General features: G+C 70.6%; 11 protein-coding genes. 3 read left to right on the top strand and 8 right to left on the bottom strand.

Annotation, left to right across the window (positions count from 1 at the left end; all coding sequences use genetic code 11):
* Positions 1 to 4: 4 nt before the first annotated feature.
* Both MYMAC_RS27135 and MYMAC_RS27140 read right to left on the bottom strand, forming a co-directional pair.
* Positions 5 to 466 (bottom strand): hypothetical protein, encoded by a 462-nt coding sequence (locus tag MYMAC_RS27135; RefSeq protein WP_239989045.1) that lies wholly within the window; start codon positions 464 to 466, stop codon positions 5 to 7.
* Between the two features lie 172 nt (positions 467 to 638).
* Entirely contained in the window at positions 639 to 2,135 is a 1,497-nt protein-coding gene (locus MYMAC_RS27140; RefSeq protein ID WP_204816972.1) for a rhomboid family intramembrane serine protease, read from the bottom strand.
* A gap of 165 nt (positions 2,136 to 2,300) precedes the next feature.
* Here MYMAC_RS27140 and MYMAC_RS27145 point away from each other — a divergent pair, with 165 nt between their 5' ends.
* Both MYMAC_RS27145 and MYMAC_RS27150 read left to right on the top strand, forming a co-directional pair.
* The gene (locus tag MYMAC_RS27145; RefSeq protein ID WP_095960187.1) at positions 2,301 to 4,022 is read left to right on the top strand and encodes an FHA domain-containing protein; all 1,722 of its coding nucleotides are present in this window, start codon (positions 2,301 to 2,303) and stop codon (positions 4,020 to 4,022) included.
* A gap of 75 nt (positions 4,023 to 4,097) precedes the next feature.
* Positions 4,098 to 4,691, top strand: a complete 594-nt coding sequence (locus MYMAC_RS27150; protein WP_002634367.1) for a response regulator — start codon at positions 4,098 to 4,100, stop codon at positions 4,689 to 4,691.
* A 34-nt stretch (positions 4,692 to 4,725) separates the two neighbouring features.
* On the opposite strand, the gene MYMAC_RS27155 is transcribed toward MYMAC_RS27150, so the two are convergent.
* From MYMAC_RS27155 to MYMAC_RS27165, 3 genes are read right to left on the bottom strand one after another with little or no spacing between them, the layout of a single operon-like run.
* Entirely contained in the window at positions 4,726 to 5,508 is a 783-nt protein-coding gene (locus tag MYMAC_RS27155) for an enoyl-CoA hydratase/isomerase family protein (protein WP_013942039.1), read from the bottom strand.
* A 4-nt stretch (positions 5,509 to 5,512) separates the two neighbouring features.
* Entirely contained in the window at positions 5,513 to 5,725 is a 213-nt protein-coding gene (locus tag MYMAC_RS27160) for a biotin/lipoyl-binding carrier protein (RefSeq protein ID WP_013942040.1), read from the bottom strand.
* A gap of 44 nt (positions 5,726 to 5,769) precedes the next feature.
* Complete coding sequence (locus tag MYMAC_RS27165; protein ID WP_095960188.1) at positions 5,770 to 7,122, bottom strand: acetyl-CoA carboxylase biotin carboxylase subunit; 1,353 nt, start codon at positions 7,120 to 7,122, stop codon at positions 5,770 to 5,772.
* 137 nt (positions 7,123 to 7,259) lie between these two features.
* Between MYMAC_RS27165 and MYMAC_RS27170 the strand changes: the two genes are divergently transcribed.
* The gene (locus tag MYMAC_RS27170; RefSeq protein ID WP_095960189.1) at positions 7,260 to 7,649 is read left to right on the top strand and encodes a hypothetical protein; all 390 of its coding nucleotides are present in this window, start codon (positions 7,260 to 7,262) and stop codon (positions 7,647 to 7,649) included.
* 22 nt (positions 7,650 to 7,671) lie between these two features.
* Here MYMAC_RS27170 and ftsZ read toward each other — a convergent pair whose 3' ends face one another.
* The 3 genes from ftsZ to ftsA form a co-directional block, all read right to left on the bottom strand.
* Positions 7,672 to 8,889: a cell division protein FtsZ gene (gene ftsZ / locus MYMAC_RS27175; protein WP_095960190.1), complete on the bottom strand. Its 1,218-nt coding sequence runs from the start codon at positions 8,887 to 8,889 to the stop codon at positions 7,672 to 7,674.
* Positions 8,890 to 9,222: 333 nt separating this feature from the next.
* A complete protein-coding gene (gene agmC / locus MYMAC_RS27180; protein ID WP_420810052.1) occupies positions 9,223 to 17,241 on the bottom strand; it encodes an adventurous gliding motility protein AgmC in 8,019 nt (2,672 codons plus the stop codon).
* A 335-nt stretch (positions 17,242 to 17,576) separates the two neighbouring features.
* Positions 17,577 to 18,809 (bottom strand): cell division protein FtsA, encoded by a 1,233-nt coding sequence (gene ftsA / locus MYMAC_RS27185; protein ID WP_002634374.1) that lies wholly within the window; start codon positions 18,807 to 18,809, stop codon positions 17,577 to 17,579.
* Positions 18,810 to 18,851: the final 42 nt, after the last annotated feature.

Consider the following 18,851-nt stretch of genomic DNA (forward strand, 5'->3'; position numbering starts at 1 on the left):
AGGCTCACTGCGACGAAGACGGCGTGAAGAGGCTGTTCACCGTATTCACCACGGCCCCCGCCTGAGAGAGGCCGGGAACGGGCAGCGCGGACACGACCGCGCTCGCCGAGTCGATGACCGCGTGCGTCTTCTGCGACGGCGTCGACGACGGGTTGGTGAACACGTCCCGCGTGTTGGACAGCGACGACACCGCGCCGATGACGTTCAGCCCCGGCACGAACTTGCCCAGCGTCTTCCCCACCACCGTGGGCGGCAGGGCCGTGGGCACGTTGCCGCGCGACATCTGGCCGATGGCCCGGGCGCCCGTCTCGAAGGTGTCCGCCACGTTGATGGCGTTGTTCAGCGTGCCCGACGTGCCGCCAATCGTGCTCACCACCTGCTGCGGCGTCCGGACCTGCTCCGAGGACCCGCTCTTGCTGCCACCCACGCTCTTCGCGACGTTCGCCTCGAGCGACACCGCGTTCATGGTCCGGTCCGCGACCTCCGCCACAACGGGGCCCGGCTTGAACGAAGAAACGGTCGACTTGACTCCAGGAATCTGCGGCATGGTGTTCCCCCCCCTGCGTGTGACTGCAACCTACATTGGGGTTATCTGCGATGATTCTCCGGAGTTTCGCCTACATTTTCCGACGTGAATTTCACCGCCGTGGGGACGCCTCCAGCACCGTCCGGAGCGCCAGCTCGGCCGCGCGCAGCCGGGCATCCTGAGGGTCCACCCGGCGCGCCTCCACCAGACGCTCCAGGGCCCGCGCGACGTCGCCGCGCGACAGCTCGCAGCGCACGCCGGCCTCCAGCGCGCCGGTGTTCCACGGCCCGTACACGCGCGCCTCCGCGGCCGCGTGACAGCCTTCCTCCACGCGTGAGGCCTCCAGGAGCGCCCGGGCCAGCTCCACGCGCGTCTGCACATGGGCCGGTGCCAGCCGCACGGATTCGCTCAGCGGCGCCACCGCCTCCTTGGGAAGGCCCAGGCGCCGGAGCACCGCCCCCAGCGAGCGCAGCGGCCCCGGAGCGCCCGGCACCAACAGCGCGCGGGCTCGCGCCTCCCGCAGGACGGAGGGCTCGTCGAACCGCAGCTCCGCCACCATCCGGTCCACCACGCCGCGATAGGCGGGGTACGCCGCGGGCCAGGTGAACACCAGCCGGTACACCCACTCCCCGCGCGGCACGAAGAGCGCCGTGAGCTGGGTGGCGCCTCCCACTCCCTCCAGCTCCGCGGAGAGCCGCTGCGCGCCGCGGCCGCCCACGCGTGCCGCGACCGGGCCCGTCACCTTCAGCGGACGGCCCTCCGGGCCTGGGGCGCCGAGCACCAGCACCTCCTCCAGGAACTGCCGCGCCTGCACCGAACCGTCCCCCGGCTCGCCCGCCTCGATGGCTTCGGCCGAGAAGGTCGCCCGGCCACGCCCCGGCAGCCCGTTGGAGAAGGCGCGCCGGCCCTGTCCGTCCACCTCGCCTCGCCAGTCCCGAGGCAGGCTCACGGAGATGCCGAAGCCATCATCCCGCTCCGTGCGCCAGACGGAGCGCTCCGCCACCACGGCGCCGGCCAGCGCCACCGCCGCCACCACCATGGCCACCGGGCGCAACCAGCCGGGGTCCGGGCGCCAGCGCGGCTCCAGGAAGACGCCCGCCAGCAAGCCGGCGAGCAGGCCGGCCAGGTGCCCCGCGTTGTCCACGCCCACCGACGTCCACCCCATCCAGAGGAAGACGAGCACCGTGGGCACCGCGGCCTCTCCGGACATCCACCGCGCCGGCAGCTTCGCCCGGTGACGCCGCCCCAGGACGAGCAACGCCCCCACGCAGCCATACACAATCCCGGAGGCCCCCACGCTCACCGCGCCGGAGCTGCCCAGCGAGCCCGCCATGGTGGCCAGGCCCGCCGCCACCAGCAGGGCCGCGTAGTCCCGGCGCCGGCACAGCCGCTCCAGCCCGGTCCCCGCCGCCAGCAGCACCAGGACATTGAGGCCCAGGTGGAGGAAGTCCCGGTGCAGGAGGTTGGCGGTGACGAGCCGCCACACCTGCCCCACGTCCACCACCAGGGGCCCCGCCTTCGCGCCCCACCGCAGCAGGGTGTCCAGGCCCACGGGCCCGGCCGCCCGCGCCGCGCCGTGGATGCCCACCAGCACGGTGGCCAGGATCAAGGTGAGCCAGGGTCCCCCGCCGGGTCGCGCTTCACCGGCCGATTGACCGATGGACAACAGCCTCGCCTGCCCCTCTTCCTCGGGAGAAAGTCCTGTCTTTTGAGGGGGATACATGGCTTGTACAGGGAAAGGCCGTTCTGCTATGACTGTACGCGGATCGGACCCGTGCTGAAGCTCATCATCGAAGACGACGAGGGGCGCAAGACAGTTGTTCCCTTCGTGCGTGACGAGATCACCATTGGCCGTCAGGAGGGAAACACCATCCGCCTGACGGAACGGAATGTGTCTCGCCGTCACGCACGATTGGTGCGACTCAATGGCCACGTCGTAGTGGAGGACCTGGGGAGCTATAACGGCACCCGGATCAACGGCGAGCGAATCGCGGGTCAGTCGCCCCTGAAAGAGGGCGACCTGGTCCAGATTGGCGACTACGACCTCGCGCTCCAAGCCGAGGGCGCGGCCAACGCCGCCGCAGGCCCCATCACCACCAAGGTGCCCGCCCGCCGGCCGGAGCCCGAACCGGAGGACGACTCCGACGAGGACGCCGACGACGAGCGCGACCACACGCCGCCCTCCCAGAGCGCCGCGGACGCCCGCCGGCACTCCACCTCCATCATCCGGTTGGATCAGGTGGAGGCGGAGCGGCCGCGCAAGGTGGTGGACGTGCCCGCCGAGGACGCCCCCCGCCTGCTCGTGCTGTCCCCGGACGAGCTCAAGGGCCAGGAGTTCGCGTGCATCCGCACCGAGCTGCGGATCGGCCGCACCGACGACAACGACATCACGTTGGATCATCGGTCGCTGTCGCGCACCCACGCCAAGCTGGTCCGTGAGGACAGCGGCGAGTGGCGCGTCATCGACATGCAGTCCGCCAACGGGATGACGATCAACGGTGAGAACTACGCGCAGGCCACGCTCAGCACCGGCGACATCGTCGAGCTGGGCCACGTGAAGCTGCGCTTCGTCAACGCGGGTGACGCGGCCGACGACGTGGCGGACGGTGGTGGCTCGCGCTCCAAGCTGGGACTGGTGGCGGGCCTGGCGGCCCTGCTGCTGGGCGGTGGCGGCGCGGCCGCCTACTACATGAACCAGCAGGGCACCCAGCCGGCGGCGCCCCCCGTCGTCGCCCAGGTGCCCACGCCGGTTCCGGATGACGCGCCTCCGGCGGCCGTCGGAGCGCAGGCGCCGGCGAACAACCCCCAGGTCGCGGCGACGCCGCCGCCCCAGGCGCCCGAGACACCTCCGCCGCCGAAGGGCCCCTCCATGGAGGAGCAGCGCGCGGTCGCCGACAAGGCGATTGCCGCGCGGGACTTCGACGCGGCCGTGGAAGCGCTGGAGGGCATCCAGGACGCCAACGGCAAGCGCCCCCGCGACGTGGAGACCCGGCTCGACGAGGCCCGGGCCGAGCAGCTCATGAAGCGGCGGCTCGACGACGTGCGCAAGGCGCTGGGCGACGGCAAGCTGCCGGAGGCCGAGGAGGCCCTCCGGGAGAGCGCCGCCACCAAGGCCTTCGCCAGGGAGTACGCGGCGCTCAAGGTCCAGGTCGCCGAGGCCCAGAAGAAGGCCGCGCCGCCCGCGGCGGTTCCCACCTCCGGCACGGAGAAGGCGCCGCCGCCCACGCAGTCCGCGGCGGCCAAGGCCCAGGCGGAGGGCTTCGAGCACATCAAGGGCCTGCGGTACCGGCAGGCCATCGAGCAACTGAACAAGTGCCTCGACCTGGAACCCAACCGCGCCGAGTGCCACCTCTACCTGGGGTCCGCCTACGCGAACGACAATCAGCCCGAAAAGGGCGCGGTTCACTACAAGCGATTCCTGGAACTGGCGCCCAATCACGCGTACTACGAACGCGTGAAGGGTTTGGTTGAGAGTTACGAGAATCCCAAGAAGTAGTGGTCTGCTGGAGTTGCCCCCGCCCCCCCGGGGGCGCTCCGGCTACACGACACTGAACTGCAGCGAGGAGACGCTGTGCAGATTCGCATCCTGGTAGTTGATGATGAGCAGGACAACTGCGACTACCTCAAGCTGGTCCTGACCCGTGAAGGCTACGAGGTGGTGACCACGACGGACCCCACCCAGACGGTGGAAATCCTCCGGGGCTCCGACTTCCACCTCGTCATCCTCGACATGATGATGCCGCAGATGTCGGGCACCGAGGTGCTGGAGCAGATTCGCAAGTACGACACGGACGTGGCCGTCATCGTCGCCACCGCCTACCCCACGGTGGACACGGCGGTCGCCTCGCTCAAGGCCCAGGCCTCCGACTACGTCAAGAAGCCCATGGAGCCGGAGCAGTTCATCACCGCGGTCCGCAACGCCCTCCAGAAGAAGGGCCTGTCGCAGGACCCGGAGGCGGACCTGCACCGCGCCATTGGCCGCACCATCCGTGACGCGCGCAAGACGCAGGAGCTCACGCTCAAGCAGCTGGCGCGGCGCACGGGCCTGTCGGTGTCGCTGCTGTCGCAGATTGAGCGCGCGGAGTCCTCCGCATCCATCTCCTCGCTGTACAAGATTGCCTCGGCGCTGCAGCTCCGCATGGGCGAGCTCTTCGGCGACACCTGAGGTCGCCGTGGCAGCGCCCCGCCGGCCGCCCTGACTAGCGGCCGGAGAAGCGGGGCGGGCGTTTTTCGAGGAAGGCCGCCCGCCCCTCCTTCGCGTCCTCGCTCCCGAAGGCCGCCGCGCGCAAGTCGCGCAGCCGCGCCCGGTCCGCCTCCTCCAGCGGGGCCCGAGCCAGCCGCCCGAAGGACTCCTTCATCCCCGACACCGCCAGCGGCGCATGGCCGGCCAGGGTGGCGCACAGCGCCAGCGCCCGGGCCTCCGCGTCCACCAGGCAGTCATCCAGCAGCCCCCACTCCAGGGCCTCCCGGGCGCTCAGCTTCCGCGCCGCGAGGAAGAGCTGCTTGGCGCGCGCCACGCCCACCAGCCGCGCCGCCCGGGCCAGCCCTTCGGGCGAGTAGACGATGCCCAGGCGCGCGGGGGGCATGAGGAAGACGGCGTTGGGCGTACCGACGCGGAAGTCGCACGAGGCGGCCAAATCAAAGCCCGCGCCCACCGCCGCGCCCTCCACCAGCGCCACGCTGGGCGCGGGGTGGGACTCCAGCTTCAGCAGGCACTCCACCAGCAAGTCGTCCGGCAGGCGCCCGTCCGCGCCCGGGGGCCCCAGGTGCGTCAAGTCGTAGCCGGAGCAGAAGGCCCCGCCCGCGCCGCGCACCAGCAAGGCGCGCACCTGCGGGGCGGGCGCCAGCGCCGCGTCCAGCCGCGCCAGCAGCCCGTCATCGAGCGCGTTGCGGCGGGCCGGGTTGGACAGCGTCAGCACCCGGACCCCATCGTCGCGGTCCTCGACGTTCAGCGATGCCCCAGCCGAGGCGACGGGCTCCACGGTGCTAGCCGAGCACCACGAGGACGTCGCCCTCGTTGACCGACTGGGCCTCCTTCACACGGATTTCCTTCACCGTGCCGCCCTCCTCTGCTTCCACCGGCATCTCCATCTTCATGGACTCGAGGATGACGAGCGTGTCGCCCGCGTTGATCTGCTGGCCCACCTGAACCTCAATCTTCCACACCGTGCCGGTGATGTGCGCCGCTACGTCCGCCATGAATCCGTCCTCCTCAGGGGTGGGTGGGGCTGGAGCGGGCCCCGCTACGCCGGCTTGGCGTGGTGCTCCAGGAAGTGCGTGTCCAGCTCGCCGGCCTGGAAGGCCGCATCCTGCACGATGCGCAGGTGGAGCGGGATGTTCGTCTTGATGCCTTCGATGCGGAAGGACTGGAGCGCCGCCACGGAGCGCTCAATCGCCTGGGCCCGCGTCTCACCGGTGATGATGAGCTTGGCGATCATCGGGTCGTAGTTGGGCGTGACGGTGTTGCCCTCGCCGTAGCCCGCGTCCAGCCGGACGCCCTCGCCCGTGGGCGGCTGGAACACCTTCAGCGGCCCGGGGGACGGGAAGAACTTCACCGGGTCCTCGGCGTAGATGCGGAACTCCAGCGCCGCGCCCCGCCGCTTCACGTCCTCCTGCTTCACCGTGAGGCGCTCGCCCGCGGCGATGCGGAGCTGCCAGCCGATGAGGTCCAGCCCCGTGGTGAGCTCCGTCACCGGGTGCTCCACCTGGAGGCGGGCGTTCATCTCGATGAAGTAGACCTCGCCGTCCGAGTACAGGAACTCCACCGTGCCGGCGTTGGCGTAGCCGAAGGCCTTGGCCGCGGCGATGGCGGCGCTGAACAGCTTCTGCGCCAGCTCCGCGTTGCGGCCCTCCGCGAACAGCATGGAGGGCGCCTCCTCCACCACCTTCTGGTGCCGGCGCTGGATGGAGCACTCGCGCTCCAGGCCGTGGATGAGGTGGCCGTGGTGGTCGCCCAGAATCTGGACCTCGATGTGACGCGGCGCCGGGAAGTAGCGCTCCACGTACACGCCTTCCTTGCCGAAGGCCGCCTTCGCCCGGTCCGTGCACTGGCGGTAGGCCTTCTCCAGCTCGGCGGGGTTGTTCGCCACCGCCATGCCAATGCCGCCGCCGCCGCTGGCCGCCTTGATGAGCACCGGGAAGCCGATGCGCTCGGCCGCCGCCTGCGCGCTGGCCACGTCGGGCACCACGCCGTCACTGCCGGGCACCACGGGGACGCCCGCGGCGGCCACCAGCTTGCGCGCCTGGCTCTTGTCCTTCATCCGCGCCATGGCCTCGGGCGGCGGCCCCACGAAGATGAGCCTCGCGTCCTTGCAGGCCTGGGCGAACTCGCCGTTCTCCGACAGGAAGCCGTAGCCGGGGTGCACCGCCTGCGCCCCCGTCTGCTTCGCGGCCTCCAGGATGGCGGCGGTGTTGAGGTAGCTGTCCTTGGCCGGCGCGGGGCCGATGCGGACCGCCTCGTCGGCCTCCTTCACGAAGGGCAGCTCGGCGTCCGCGTCCGAATACACGGCGACCGTCTTCAGCCCCATCCCCCGGGCCACCACGCCGATGCGGCGGGCAATCTCTCCCCGGTTGGCAATGAGCAGCTTCTGGAACATGGCGAAACCCCTGGGGTGCGGGTGCGAAAGGGCGGCGAACCTAACCCTCGCTCCCTCCCAAGACAAGGGTGCGGACAGACGTGCAACAGGTCCCTACAGTCCAGTAAATTTGCGGGTCTACGAGACGCTGACGTACCTTGCTGCCCGTGACGCCCCCCTCTTCCTCAAGCCCTGGTGGCGTGGTCAATCTGCACCACGCGCGGCGCGCCAAGCGCCTGGACCTCTACCGTGGCCGGCACGCGGACCGCGTGCGCTTCGTGCGCACCACGTTGGAGACGCTGACGCAGAGCGGCACCCTCTTCACCGAGGAGGGCACGCGCCGCGGCCTCTCCCTGCTGAAGGCGCTCCAGCTCCTGCAGCGGGCCCACGCGCGCCTGGAGGAAGTGTCCGGTGACGGCGTGCTGCCCGCGGCCCGGCTCCCGGAGCGCGTGGACGCGCTCTATACGGAAGTCGACGGCCTCTTCGTTCGCGCGGACACGCTGTCCGGCCGCGACGAAGCCCGCGTGGCCCAGCTTCCCGCCCGCTGAAGCCCCGCTGCTCCCCCGCCCCTTACGGCAGCTCCGTCTGGCCCTGCCGGCGCAGGAAGGTGGGGATGTCGAACTGGTCCTCGTCCAGCGGCAGCGGCGCGTCCTTCACCACCGCGGTGCGGGCGCTCACGGACTTGCTGCTCTCCACGGTGAGGGGCCGCGAGCCGTTGCCCTTCGCGGGCACCAGGCTGGCCACCTCCTCGCGCGCGTTGGCGAGCACGGACGGGGCCGGGCGGGACAGCGGCACCTGCACCGCCGGCACCACCGTGCGGACCTTGGGCGCGTCGCGGTGCACGAAGCCCGTGGCGATGATGGTGATCTTCACCTCGTCCGAGATGTTCTCGTCGATGAGCGAACCGAAGATGATCTCCGCCTCGCTGTCGGCGGCGTCGTGCACCAACGTCAGGGCCTCGTTGACCTCCTGCAGGGTCATGTCGCGGCCACCGGTGATGTTGATGAGCAGGCCCGTGGCGCCGTCGATGGAGACGTCCTCCAGCAGCGGGCTGGCGATGGCCTGCTGCATGGCAATCAGGGCGCGCTTGTCGCCGGACGAGTTGCCCGTGCCCATGAGCGCGATGCCCTTGTCGCTCATGATGGTCTTCACGTCCGCGAAGTCCACGTTGATGTAGCCGTGGTACTGGATGAGGTCGCTGATGCCCTGCACGGCGTTCAGCAGGACCTCGTCCGCGCGCTTGAAGGTCTCCAGCAGCGGCATCGGCTCGTTGGAGAGCGACAGCAGGCGCTGGTTCGGGATGGTGATGAGCGTGTCCACCGCGGCCTTGAGCTCCACGATGCCCTGCTCGGCCTGCTTGCGGCGCTTGTTGCCCTCGAACAGGAAGGGCTTGGTGACGACGCCCACCGTGAGGCAACCCAGGCTCTTGGCGATGTCCGCGATGATGGGCGCGGCGCCCGTGCCGGTGCCGCCGCCCATGCCGGCGGTGACGAACACCATGTCGGCGCCCTCGAGCACCGCGGCAATCTGATCCCTCGACTCCAGGGCGGCCTCGCGGCCCATCTCCGGGTTGGCGCCCGCGCCCAGGCCCTTCGTCAGCGTCTGGCCGAGCTGAAGCCGGGTGGGCGCCTTGCTCGCGGCGAGCGCCTGGACATCGGTGTTGGCGGCGATGAAGTCCACCCGGTCCAGCTTGGACAGAATCATCGTATTGACGGCGTTGCAGCCGGCCCCACCCGCCCCGACGACCCGAATCTTGGCGGCCTGCTTGTTCTGATCGAACTGGTCCATGGTGGTCCTCTCGCCCGGAGTTGCGCGATGCAGCGCGCGTGCTCCCAACCTCCTCAATCATCAGCAAGTCCCGCGCTTTGGCAAGTATTCCGCTACGAGCATGTAGCGGGATGCTGCGCGTCCGAGTCCTGACGCGCACTTACGCCAACGCGGGGACGTGCAGGCGTGCGGCGCGGTGGGTGAACTTCGCCCCTTGACTCGCGAAACGCGGCACTGCGTAGCGGGTCGGAACCAGCATGCCCGAAAAAGCGAGGGGTGGCCCCGAAATCTCTTTCGGAGCCACCCTTTCTCAAACCACCCGGTGTGTTTCACCGGCTATCCAGCGCCTGAGCGTCAGCGCGCCGGGCGCTCCACTTCCACCTTCCCCACGCGGAGGATGGAGAAGCCCACGCGGCGGTTGTTCTCGCGGCCCTTCGCCGTCTTGTTGGTGTCCACCGGCTTCGTCTCGCCGTAGCCCACCGCCTCCATGCGGCCCTCGGCGATGCCCGCCTTCACCAGGAAGTCGCGCACGTTGTTGGCGCGGCGCTGCGACAGGTCCAGGTTCTTCGCGTCGTTGCCCTGGCTGTCCGTGTGGCCCTCGATGCGGACCAACTCCACCTGCGGGTTGGCGCGCAGCACCGCGGCCACCTGCTTCAGCAGCGGGAACGAGCGGGCCAGGATGACGTCCTTCCCGGTGGCGAAGTAGACCTTCTCCAGGATGACGATGCGCTCGCCGTCCACGAGCACCTTCACCGTGCCCTTGTCGGGGCAGCCGTCCTCGTCCTTGACGCCGTTGATGGTCTCCGGCTCGTTCGGGCACGTGTCCTCGGCATCGGGGATGCCGTCCCGGTCATTGTCCGGGTCGGGGCAGCCGTCCTCGTCCTGGAAGCCGTCCTTGTCCTCCGGCGCGTCGGGGCAGCGATCCTCCGGGTCCATGAGGCCGTCGCCGTCCGTGTCCACCGGCGGCGGGGGCGGCGCCACGTCCGGGCAGCCATCCGTGTCCTCGAAGCCGTTGACCGTCTCCGGCTCGTTCAGGCACGCGTCCGCCGTGTCGGGGATGCCGTCCGCGTCGTTGTCCGGGTCGGGGCAGCCGTCCGTGTCCTGGAAGCCGTCCTTGTCCTCGGGCTCCGTCGGGCACGCGTCGTCGATGTCCACGAGGCCGTCGCCGTCCGTGTCCACCGGCGCCGCCGGCTTCTGCTCGCGCGACGGCTCCGGGCTGTAGCTGAAGCCCGCGAGCAGCCGGAAGCCCGGCGTGCCGTAGCCACGGGTGAGCCCCGGCCCACCGCCCACGTGCGCGGAGAAGCCGCCCAGCGCGCGGTACTTCAGCGCCGCCAGCAGCTCCAGCGGGCGCTCCTCGGTGTCCTGCTGCTCCAGGTTGACCGCGCCCACCACCGTGGCCGCGAGCGCCAGCGGCACCTCGCGCACGGTGAAGGGCAGCTCCGCGCCCACGCCGTAGGACACGGCGTTGCCCACGTTCAGGTTCCGAAGCTGCTGCTGCTTCCGGAAGTCCACACCCACGTTGGCGGCCAGGCGGAACCGCTCGCCGTACTCGGCCACCAGGCGCGGCTGCACGCCCACGCCCGAGCTCCCCAGGAAGTCGGAGCCACCGCCCGTGGGCAGCACCACCGGCACCGTCAGCGCCAGACCGAAGGCGCCCTCCTCCAGGAGGCGGGCCTTGGGCACCAGGCGCAGGTCACCGATGCCCCCCGAGCCCACGCCCTGGTTGAAGGACGGGTCCACCATGGGCGCTGCCTGGGAGCGCTGAATCGTCACCGGCAGCAACACCCCGAGCTCGAAGCGGTCGAAGAGGCCCACCGAGCCCATCAGGTCAATGCCCACCTGGCTGCGGACCAGCGCCGTGATGTAGCGGTCCGTCCGCGGGTCCAGGAAGTTGAGCGGCTTGTCCCCGTAGTTGACGGACACGCCCACGTTCCAACCCAGGTGGGAATGCACCTGGGCGCTCTGGACGCCCAGGATGTCCTTGGAGCTGGGGCCCGGCTTGTACTGCTGCACGTCGATGGACTGCGACGCGGACAGCGTGGGCACCTGCGCCACCGCCGGCCGCGCCACCAGGGCGAACGTCAGCGCAAACAACGCGGCGGCGGCCACCCGTGCCCCACCGCCCTGCCCCGCCGAGCGGCGGAAGCGGCCCAGCAGCGGCAGCCCGAGCAGCAGCAGCGCCAGCGGAGCGAAGGTGCCCGCGCCGCTCGTGCTGCACCCACGGCCGGAGATGACGAAGTCGTCATTGCCGTCCAGCGGGTTGGTGCCCCCGGTGACTTCCTCGCCGTCATTCACGCCGCCATTGTCCGTGTCGGCGTCGTTCGGGTCCGTCTCACCGTTGTCGAAGGAGCCGTTGTGGTTGGCGTCCTCCGCGCCGTCACGCAGGCCGTCGCCGTCCGTGTCCGGGTCGAGCGGGTGGGTGGGGTTGGAGCCGCGCACCTCCACGCCGTCCGGCAGGCCGTCGTCATCCGTGTCCGGGTTGTTCGGGTCCGTCTCCGTGTCGTCGACGCGGCCGTCGTGGTTGGCGTCCTCTTCGCCGTCGCTCAGACCGTCACCGTCCGTGTCCGGGTTCCTCGGGTCGGTGGTGGTGCTCGGGTCCTCGTCCGGGCGGAAGTTGGGCGAGCCGCGGTCCGTGTCCGCCGGGGCGCTCTCCAGCGTCACGCCCATCTCCGTGCCGTCCAGGATGCCGTCGTTGTCGCTGTCCGGGTCCAGCGCGTCGATGAGGCCGTCACCATCCGTGTCGATGAGGCCGTCGATGCCGTCCGGCACGCCGTCGTCGTCGCTGTCCGCGTCGTTGGGGTCCAGGCCCTGCGCGGTTTCCGTCGCATCGTCGATGCCGTCGCCGTCCGAGTCGACGTCATCGGCGGCCACCAGCGGATCCGTCTCGCCCGGGTCCACCCGGCCGTTGCGGTTGGCGTCCTCGATGCCGTCACGCACGCTGCCGCCGTCCGTGTCCGGGTTGAGCGGGTCCGTCACCGTCGTCGGGTCGGCGTCCGCCACGAAGACCGTCATGTCCGTACCAGTGCCCTGGGGCTCGGTGAGGCCACGCTCCAGGCCGTCCGGCAGGCCGTCGCCGTCCGTGTCGGCGTTGTTCGGGTCCGTCTCATCCGCGTCGACGATGCCGTCGTGGTTGGCGTCCTCGTTGCCGTCCAGGAGGCCGTCGTCGTCCGAGTCGTCATCGAGCGGATCCGTCCCCCCGACGTTCACCTCGAGGCCGTCCGGCAGGCCGTCGCCGTCCGTGTCGGGGTTGTTCGGGTCCGTGCCCAGCGCAATCTCCTCGGCGTCCGACAGGCCGTCGTCGTCCGAGTCGACCGCCACCGACCAGGCGTAGGTGGCCGGCGTGTCATCCACGTTGCCCGCCGCATCCACCGCGCGGACGCTCAGCGAGTGGTCCCCCTCCGCCAGGCCCGTGAACGTCACTGGGTCCGTGCACGCCACGTAGGCCGCGCCATCCAGGCTGCACTCGTACGTCACCGGGGACTCGTCCGAGTCGAAGTCGAACGTCGCGGTGCCCGGCGCGTCCGACAGCGGCGGGCCGGAGATGATGAGCGTGTCCGGCGCCGTCGTATCCACCGTCCAGGTGTAGCTGGCCGGCGTCGGGTCCACGTTGCCGTCTTCGTCCACCGCGCGCACCGCCAGGGTGTGCTCGCCGTCGTCCAGGCCCGTGAACGTCACTGGGTCCGTGCACGCCACGTAGGCCGCGCCGTCCAGGCTGCACTCGTACGTCACCGGGGACTCGTCCGAGTCGAAGTCGAACGTCGCCGAGTCGCTGTTGGACAGCGCGGGCGGCGTCGAGACGAAGCTCGTCTCCGGCGGCTGCGCGTCCACGATGAACGTGTGCGTCACCGGGGTGCTGGTGTTGCCCGCCTCGTCCGTCGCCGTGACGATCACCGTGTGGGGGCCGTCCGCCAGCGTGTCGCTCACGGGGAGCGACCAGTTGCCGGCACCGTCGGCCTCCACCGTGCCCACCGTGACGCCATCCACCACCACCGTCACCGTGCTGCCCGGCTCCGACGTCCCGGAGTACGTCACCACCGGCACGTTGAGCACCGCGTTGTTCGCGGGCGTGGTGATGACCACCACCGGCGGCGTCGCATCCACCGTCCAGGTGTGCTCTGCGGGCGTCGCGTCGACGTTGCCCGCCGCGTCCACCGCGCGCACCAGGAGCGTGTGGTCGCCGTCCGGCAGCGGGCCGAACTGCGCCTGGGCCGGGCACGCCGTGAAGGGCGCGCCGTTCAGCGAGCACTCGTACGTCACCGGCGACTCGTTGGATGAGAAGACGAAGTCGGCGGTGGCCACGGTCGTCTGCGCCGGCGGGCCGCTGTCAATGGCGGTATCCGGCGCCGTCGTATCCACCGTGAAGGTGGAGCTCGTCGGAGCGCTGGTGTTGCCCGCCTCATCCGTGGCCGTGACGGTCACCGTGTACGGGCCATCCGGCAGCGTCACCGGCGGCGTGAAGGTCCAGTCGCCGCTGGCATCGACCGGGATGGGGCCGTAGGACGTCCCATCGAGCACCAGCGTGACGGACTCGGCGCCGTCCGCGGTGCCGGTGATCGTGACGACCCCGTCATCCAGCACCGCGCCGTCCGCGGGCGTGGTGATGAGCGGCGCCACCGGCGGCGTCAGGTCCACCGTCCAGGTGTGCTCGGCGGGCGTAGGGTCCACGTTGCCCGCCGCGTCCACCGCGCGGACGAAGAGCATGTGGTCGCCTTCCGCGAAGCCCTCGAACGTCACCGTCTCCGCGCACGGCACGTAGTCCACGCCGTCCAGGCTGCACTCGTAGGTGGAGCCCGGCTCGGAGGCCGCGAACTCGAACGAGGCCGACGTCGACGAGGTCGGCGTCGGCGGGCCGCTCACGACGAGCGTGTCGGGCGCCACCGTGTCCACCGTCCACGCGTACTGCGCGGGCGTCGGGTCCACGTTGCCCGCCGTGTCCACCGCGCGCACCAGGAGCAGGTGGTCCCCATCCGACAGGCCCGTGAACGTCGCAGGGTCCGTGCAGGCCACGTAGAGGCCGCCATCCAGGCTGCACTCGTAGGCCACGCCGCCATCCGAGCTCAGGTCGAAGGCGGCGGTGGTGTCTCGCGTCAGCAGCGCCGGACCGGACTCGATGAACGTGTCAGGCGCCGTCAGGTCGACGATGAAGGTGCTCGTCACCGGCCCCGCGGAGTTGCCCGCCGGGTCGACGCTGGTGATGCTCACCGTGTGCGGGCCCTCGTCGAGCGGCTCCGGCACATCGAAGGTCCAGTTGCCGTCCTCATCGACAGCGATGGGGCCATGCGTGGCGCCGCCCACTTCCAGGTAGATGCTGCTGCCCGGCTCGCCGGTGCCCGTCAGCGTCGGCGTCGTGGTGGCGACCTCCTCCTGGTCCGCGGGCGAGTCGATGGTCGGCAGCGTCGGGGGCGTGAGGTCCACCGTCCAGGCGTACGTCGCGGGCGTCGGGTCCACGTTGCCCACCGCGTCCACGGCGCGCACCGCCAGCGTCTGCTCGCCCTCGGGCAGCGCCGTGAACGGCTGCGGATCCGTGCAGGCCGTGAAGGGCGCACCGTTCAGCGAGCACTCGTACGTCACCGGGCTCTCGTTCGAGCTGAAGTCGAACGTGGCCGTGGTGGCGTTCGTCACCGCCGGCGGGCCGCTGACGATGGTGGTCTCCGGCGCGGTGGCATCCACCGTCCACGTGCGAACCGCGGGCGTCGGGTCCACGTTGCCCGCCGCATCCACCGCGTACACCGCCAGGGTGTGCTCGCCGTCACCCAGCCCCGTGTACGGCTGCGGGTCCGTGCAGGGCACGAACGGCCCACCGTCCAGCGAGCACTCGTACGTCACCGGGCTCTCGTCCGAGGCAAAGTCGAAGGTCGCGCCGCGGGACGTCGTCGTTCCCGAAGGACCGCTGACAATCGTCGTGTCCGGCGGCGTCGTGTCCACCGTCCACGAATACGTCGCGGGCGTCGGGTCCATATTGCCCACCGCATCCACCGCGCGGACGCTCAGCGTGTGGCTGCCCTGGCTCAACGCCGTGAACCCCTGCGGGTCCGTGCAGGCCACGAACGGCGCACCATCCAGCGAGCACTCGTACGTCACCGGGGACTCGTTCGAGCTGAAGTCGAACGTCGCGGTGGTGGCGTTCGTCACCGCCGGCGGGCCGCTCACGATGGTGGTGTCCGGGGCGGTGGCATCCACCGTCCACGCGTACGTCGCGGGCGACGGGTCCGCATTGCCCGCCGCGTCCACCGCGCGCACCGCCAGCGTGTGGTCGCCGTCCGGCAAGGCGGGGAACGTCTGCGGATCCGTGCAGGCCGTGAAGGGCGCACCGTCCAGCGAGCACTGGTACGTGACCGGGCTCTCGTTGGAGCTGAAGTCGAAGGTCGCGCTCGCGGACGTCGACGTCGCCGGAGGGCCACTGACAATCGTCGTATCCGGCGGCGTCGTGTCCACCGTCCACGAATACGTCGCGGGCGTCGGGTCGATGTTGCCGGCCGCGTCCACCGCGCGCACCTCGAAGGTGTGGGTGCCCTCACTCAGCCCCGTGTAGGTCCGAGGCGCCGTACAGGCCACGAACGGGCCGCCGTCCAGCGAGCACTGGTACGCCACCGGGCTCTCGTTGGAGGTGAAGTCGAAGGTCGCGCTGCTGGAGCCCGTCACCGACGGCGGGGCCGCGACGATGGTCGTGTCCGGCGGCGTGGTGTCCGAGGTCACGATGAAGGTGTTGGTGTTGCTCACTCCGGACGACACGCCCTGGAGCAGGGCGTAGGCATTGACCGTGTGCGCTCCGACGGGCAGGTCCACGGTCGGCGTGTAGGTGAAGTTGCCCGCGGCGTCCGCCGGGACACGGGCCAGCTCGACGCCATCCACGAAGATGACCACCGTGGAGTTCGCCGGAGCCGTGCCGGAGATGGCCGGACGGAAGCCCGTGATGGAGCCGTTGGCCGGCGTCACGACCGTGGGGGCCGGCAGGCTCGTCGGGAAGGCCCCCGGCAGGAGGGTGACGACGCCCGGGGCGCCAGGGGCGGCGCCATACGTGAGCCCGTCCGGCGCGTCGGCCGTCGGCTGCGTGCCCGCGGCACCGCCCGTGACGACCGGGGTGCAGCTCACCGTGGCACCCTGAAGCAGCACATGGCCACCACCACCGCCGCCGCCCGTTCCGTGCTGGTCGTACGTCGTGCTGCCACCCGCGCCACCCCGGGCCGTCAGCGCATTGGCCGAGCACGGCAGCGCTCCGACGACACGCAGATAGACAGTACCGCCAGCGCCAGCGCCGCCCGCGGCGTCATTGGCAAGGAGGACGGCGTCGCCTCCCGCGAGTCCGTCCGCCGACACACGCCCCGCACCAGAGAGCGAAGCCGCGCGGATGAACACCACACCACCGCCCGCGCTCCCTCCGCCCGCCGCGTCGTCGTTTCCGTGGCCCGCGCCGCCGCCGCCGCCGAACACCGCGTGGGACACCGCATCGAAGGTCAGCGAGGCGCCACCGAGTCCGCCCTCCGGACGGGACGGCGTGCCCTCTTCTCCCACCCACGTCCGTCCACCGATGCCGCCCGCGCCCGCGTTGCTGCCGCCGCCGCCACCCGAGTTGTGACAGACGCCACCACCGCCGGCGTTGGCGACGTTGCCTCGGCCCGTCGTCCCAACAGCAATCGGGAAGGCCCCGTTACCAAAGCGGCCAGGCACGAGGCCTTCCCCCTTCTCCGTTCCGCCCGGAAAGACCTGGTCCATCCCGGAGCAGCCGTCTCCGTCACCGTTCCAGGGAAAGCCACCGCGGAACCCGCGGCCATCCGCGTGGATGCCGCCCACGTTGTTCACCGGCCCCTGGGACAGGAAGGCCACCACACCGCCCGTCGCTCCATCCCAGGGACGCGCCACGATGCTGCCCCCGGCGTTCACCGTCACGCTGGCGTACTCGGGCACCCGAATCACCTGCGTCACGTTGGCCGCGAAGGCCGCCGTGAGCGGCGCCGTGAGGTTGAGCCGCGTCGCCGTCAGCGTCTGGACCCGCGCGAACTCCCAGCGGCCCACCGCGCCCCCCGCCAGGTCGATGGGCGCCTGGCTCCCAGAGGCGGGCGCTGTCAGGCCCGTGGCCTGGTACACCATCACCAGGTCGTTCACCGAGAAGCCCGCGGTCGAGTCCACATCCACGAAGTCCTGCCCCGCCGGCACCGCCGCCGCCACGCGCGCGTAGGTGTTGATGACCGAGTTGGCGACGTTGATGGTCCCCACGCCGTCGGTCCCGTTCCCCAGGCCGAAGGTGTCCGCCGCGGCCTTCGCCACAGGCCCCAGCAGCGCCGCGCACAGCAGCACCAGGGGTGCGATGGACAAGCCAAGGCGCCCAGGGAGAGCCCGGTTGAACAGGGGGACGCAAGAGGTCTTTCGAGTCATAGACATGGGGTCGTTGGGGGGTGTGGGCCCAGCGGCAAATGCCGCACATAGCAATCCGGGAGCCAGCCCGTGTCCAATCTACGACCCTCCGTATTCCGAGGATTTCAGCGGCCTGTTCCAGGGGTAGTCGCGGCCCCATCTGAACCACGGATACAGATTCCGGAAACCGGACCGGCGCACGCGCGCGCGAGGGCAACCCAGCAGGTCGGCTGACGCGTCAAACCCGGACGCTGACGCGTCAGCCGGGACGCAGGCTGTGGCTGGACGCACCAACGAAAAAGGGCCCCCCTTTCGGAGAGCCCTTCGGTGACACGGTGGGCGCTCGGCCCGGCGCGTCAGAAGATTTCCTCGAGCCACTCGCGCATGCGGCCCTTCACCTTCTTGTACACGTTCTCCTCGCGGATGCGGAACATGCGCCGGTCCAGGTGGCGGGCGCCGTAGACGACCAAGCCCACGCCGGTGGCGTACATGGGGCTCTTCACCACATCCACCAGACCGCCAATGCCGCGCGGCATGCCGCGGCGGACGGGCAGGCCCAGCACTTCCTCCGCCAGCTCCGGCATGCCGGCCAGCAGCGTGGAGCCACCCGTAATCACCACGCCCGAGGCCAGCAGGTCCTCGTAGCCGCACTTCTGGATTTCGCGGTGCACGAGCTGGAAGATCTCCTCCACGCGCGGCTCCAGGATTTCGCAGAGAATCTGCCGCCCGAGCACGCGGGGCTGACGGCCCCCGACGCTGGGCACTTCAATGGTGTCGTCCTTGTTGATGAGCGACGACAGCGCGCAGCCGTACTTCTGCTTGATGCGCTCGGCCTCGTGCGCGGGGGTGCGCAGGCCAATGGCGATGTCGCTGGTGAGGTTGTTGCCGCCCAGCGCAATCACCGCCGTGTGGACGATGGAGCCGCCGGAGAAGATGGCGATGTCCGTGGTGCCGCCGCCGATGTCGACGAGGCACACGCCCAGCTCCTTCTCGTCCTCACCCAGCACCGCCTCCGCGCTGGCCAGCGGCTGGAGCACGATGTCGGAGACATTGAGCCCGGTGCGGTTGGCGCACTTGACGATGTTCTGCGCGCTGGACACCGCGCCGGTGACGATGTGGACCTTGGCCTCCAGGCGGACACCGGCCATGCCCAGGGGCTCCTTGATGCCGCCCTGGTCGTCGATGATGAACTCCTGCGGGAGGACGTGAATCACCTCCCGGTCCAGCGGAATCGCCACGGCCTTGGCCGCGTCAATGACGCGGGCGATGTCCGCCTCGCGGACCTCCTTGTCCTTGACGGCGACGATGCCCTGGGAATTGAAGCCCTTGATGTGGCCCCCGGCGATGCCCGTGTAGACGTGGGAGATCTCCGCCCCCGCCATGAGCTCCGCTTCCTCCACCGCGCGGCGGATGGAAGAGACGGTCGCCTCGATGTTCACCACCACGCCCTTGCGCAGACCCTTCGACGGATGCGTACCGATGCCGATGATGTCGATGCCGCTGTCGGTCAGCTCTCCGACGATGGCGCAGATCTTCGTCGTGCCGATGTCGAGGCCGACGATGATCTCCCCCGACTTCTGCTTCGCCATGACAACCCTCCCAGGCCCCCCACTCTCGTGAAAGGGGCGCGT

This window comes from Corallococcus macrosporus DSM 14697 (genome assembly GCF_002305895.1).
Lineage (GTDB): Bacteria > Myxococcota > Myxococcia > Myxococcales > Myxococcaceae > Myxococcus > Myxococcus macrosporus.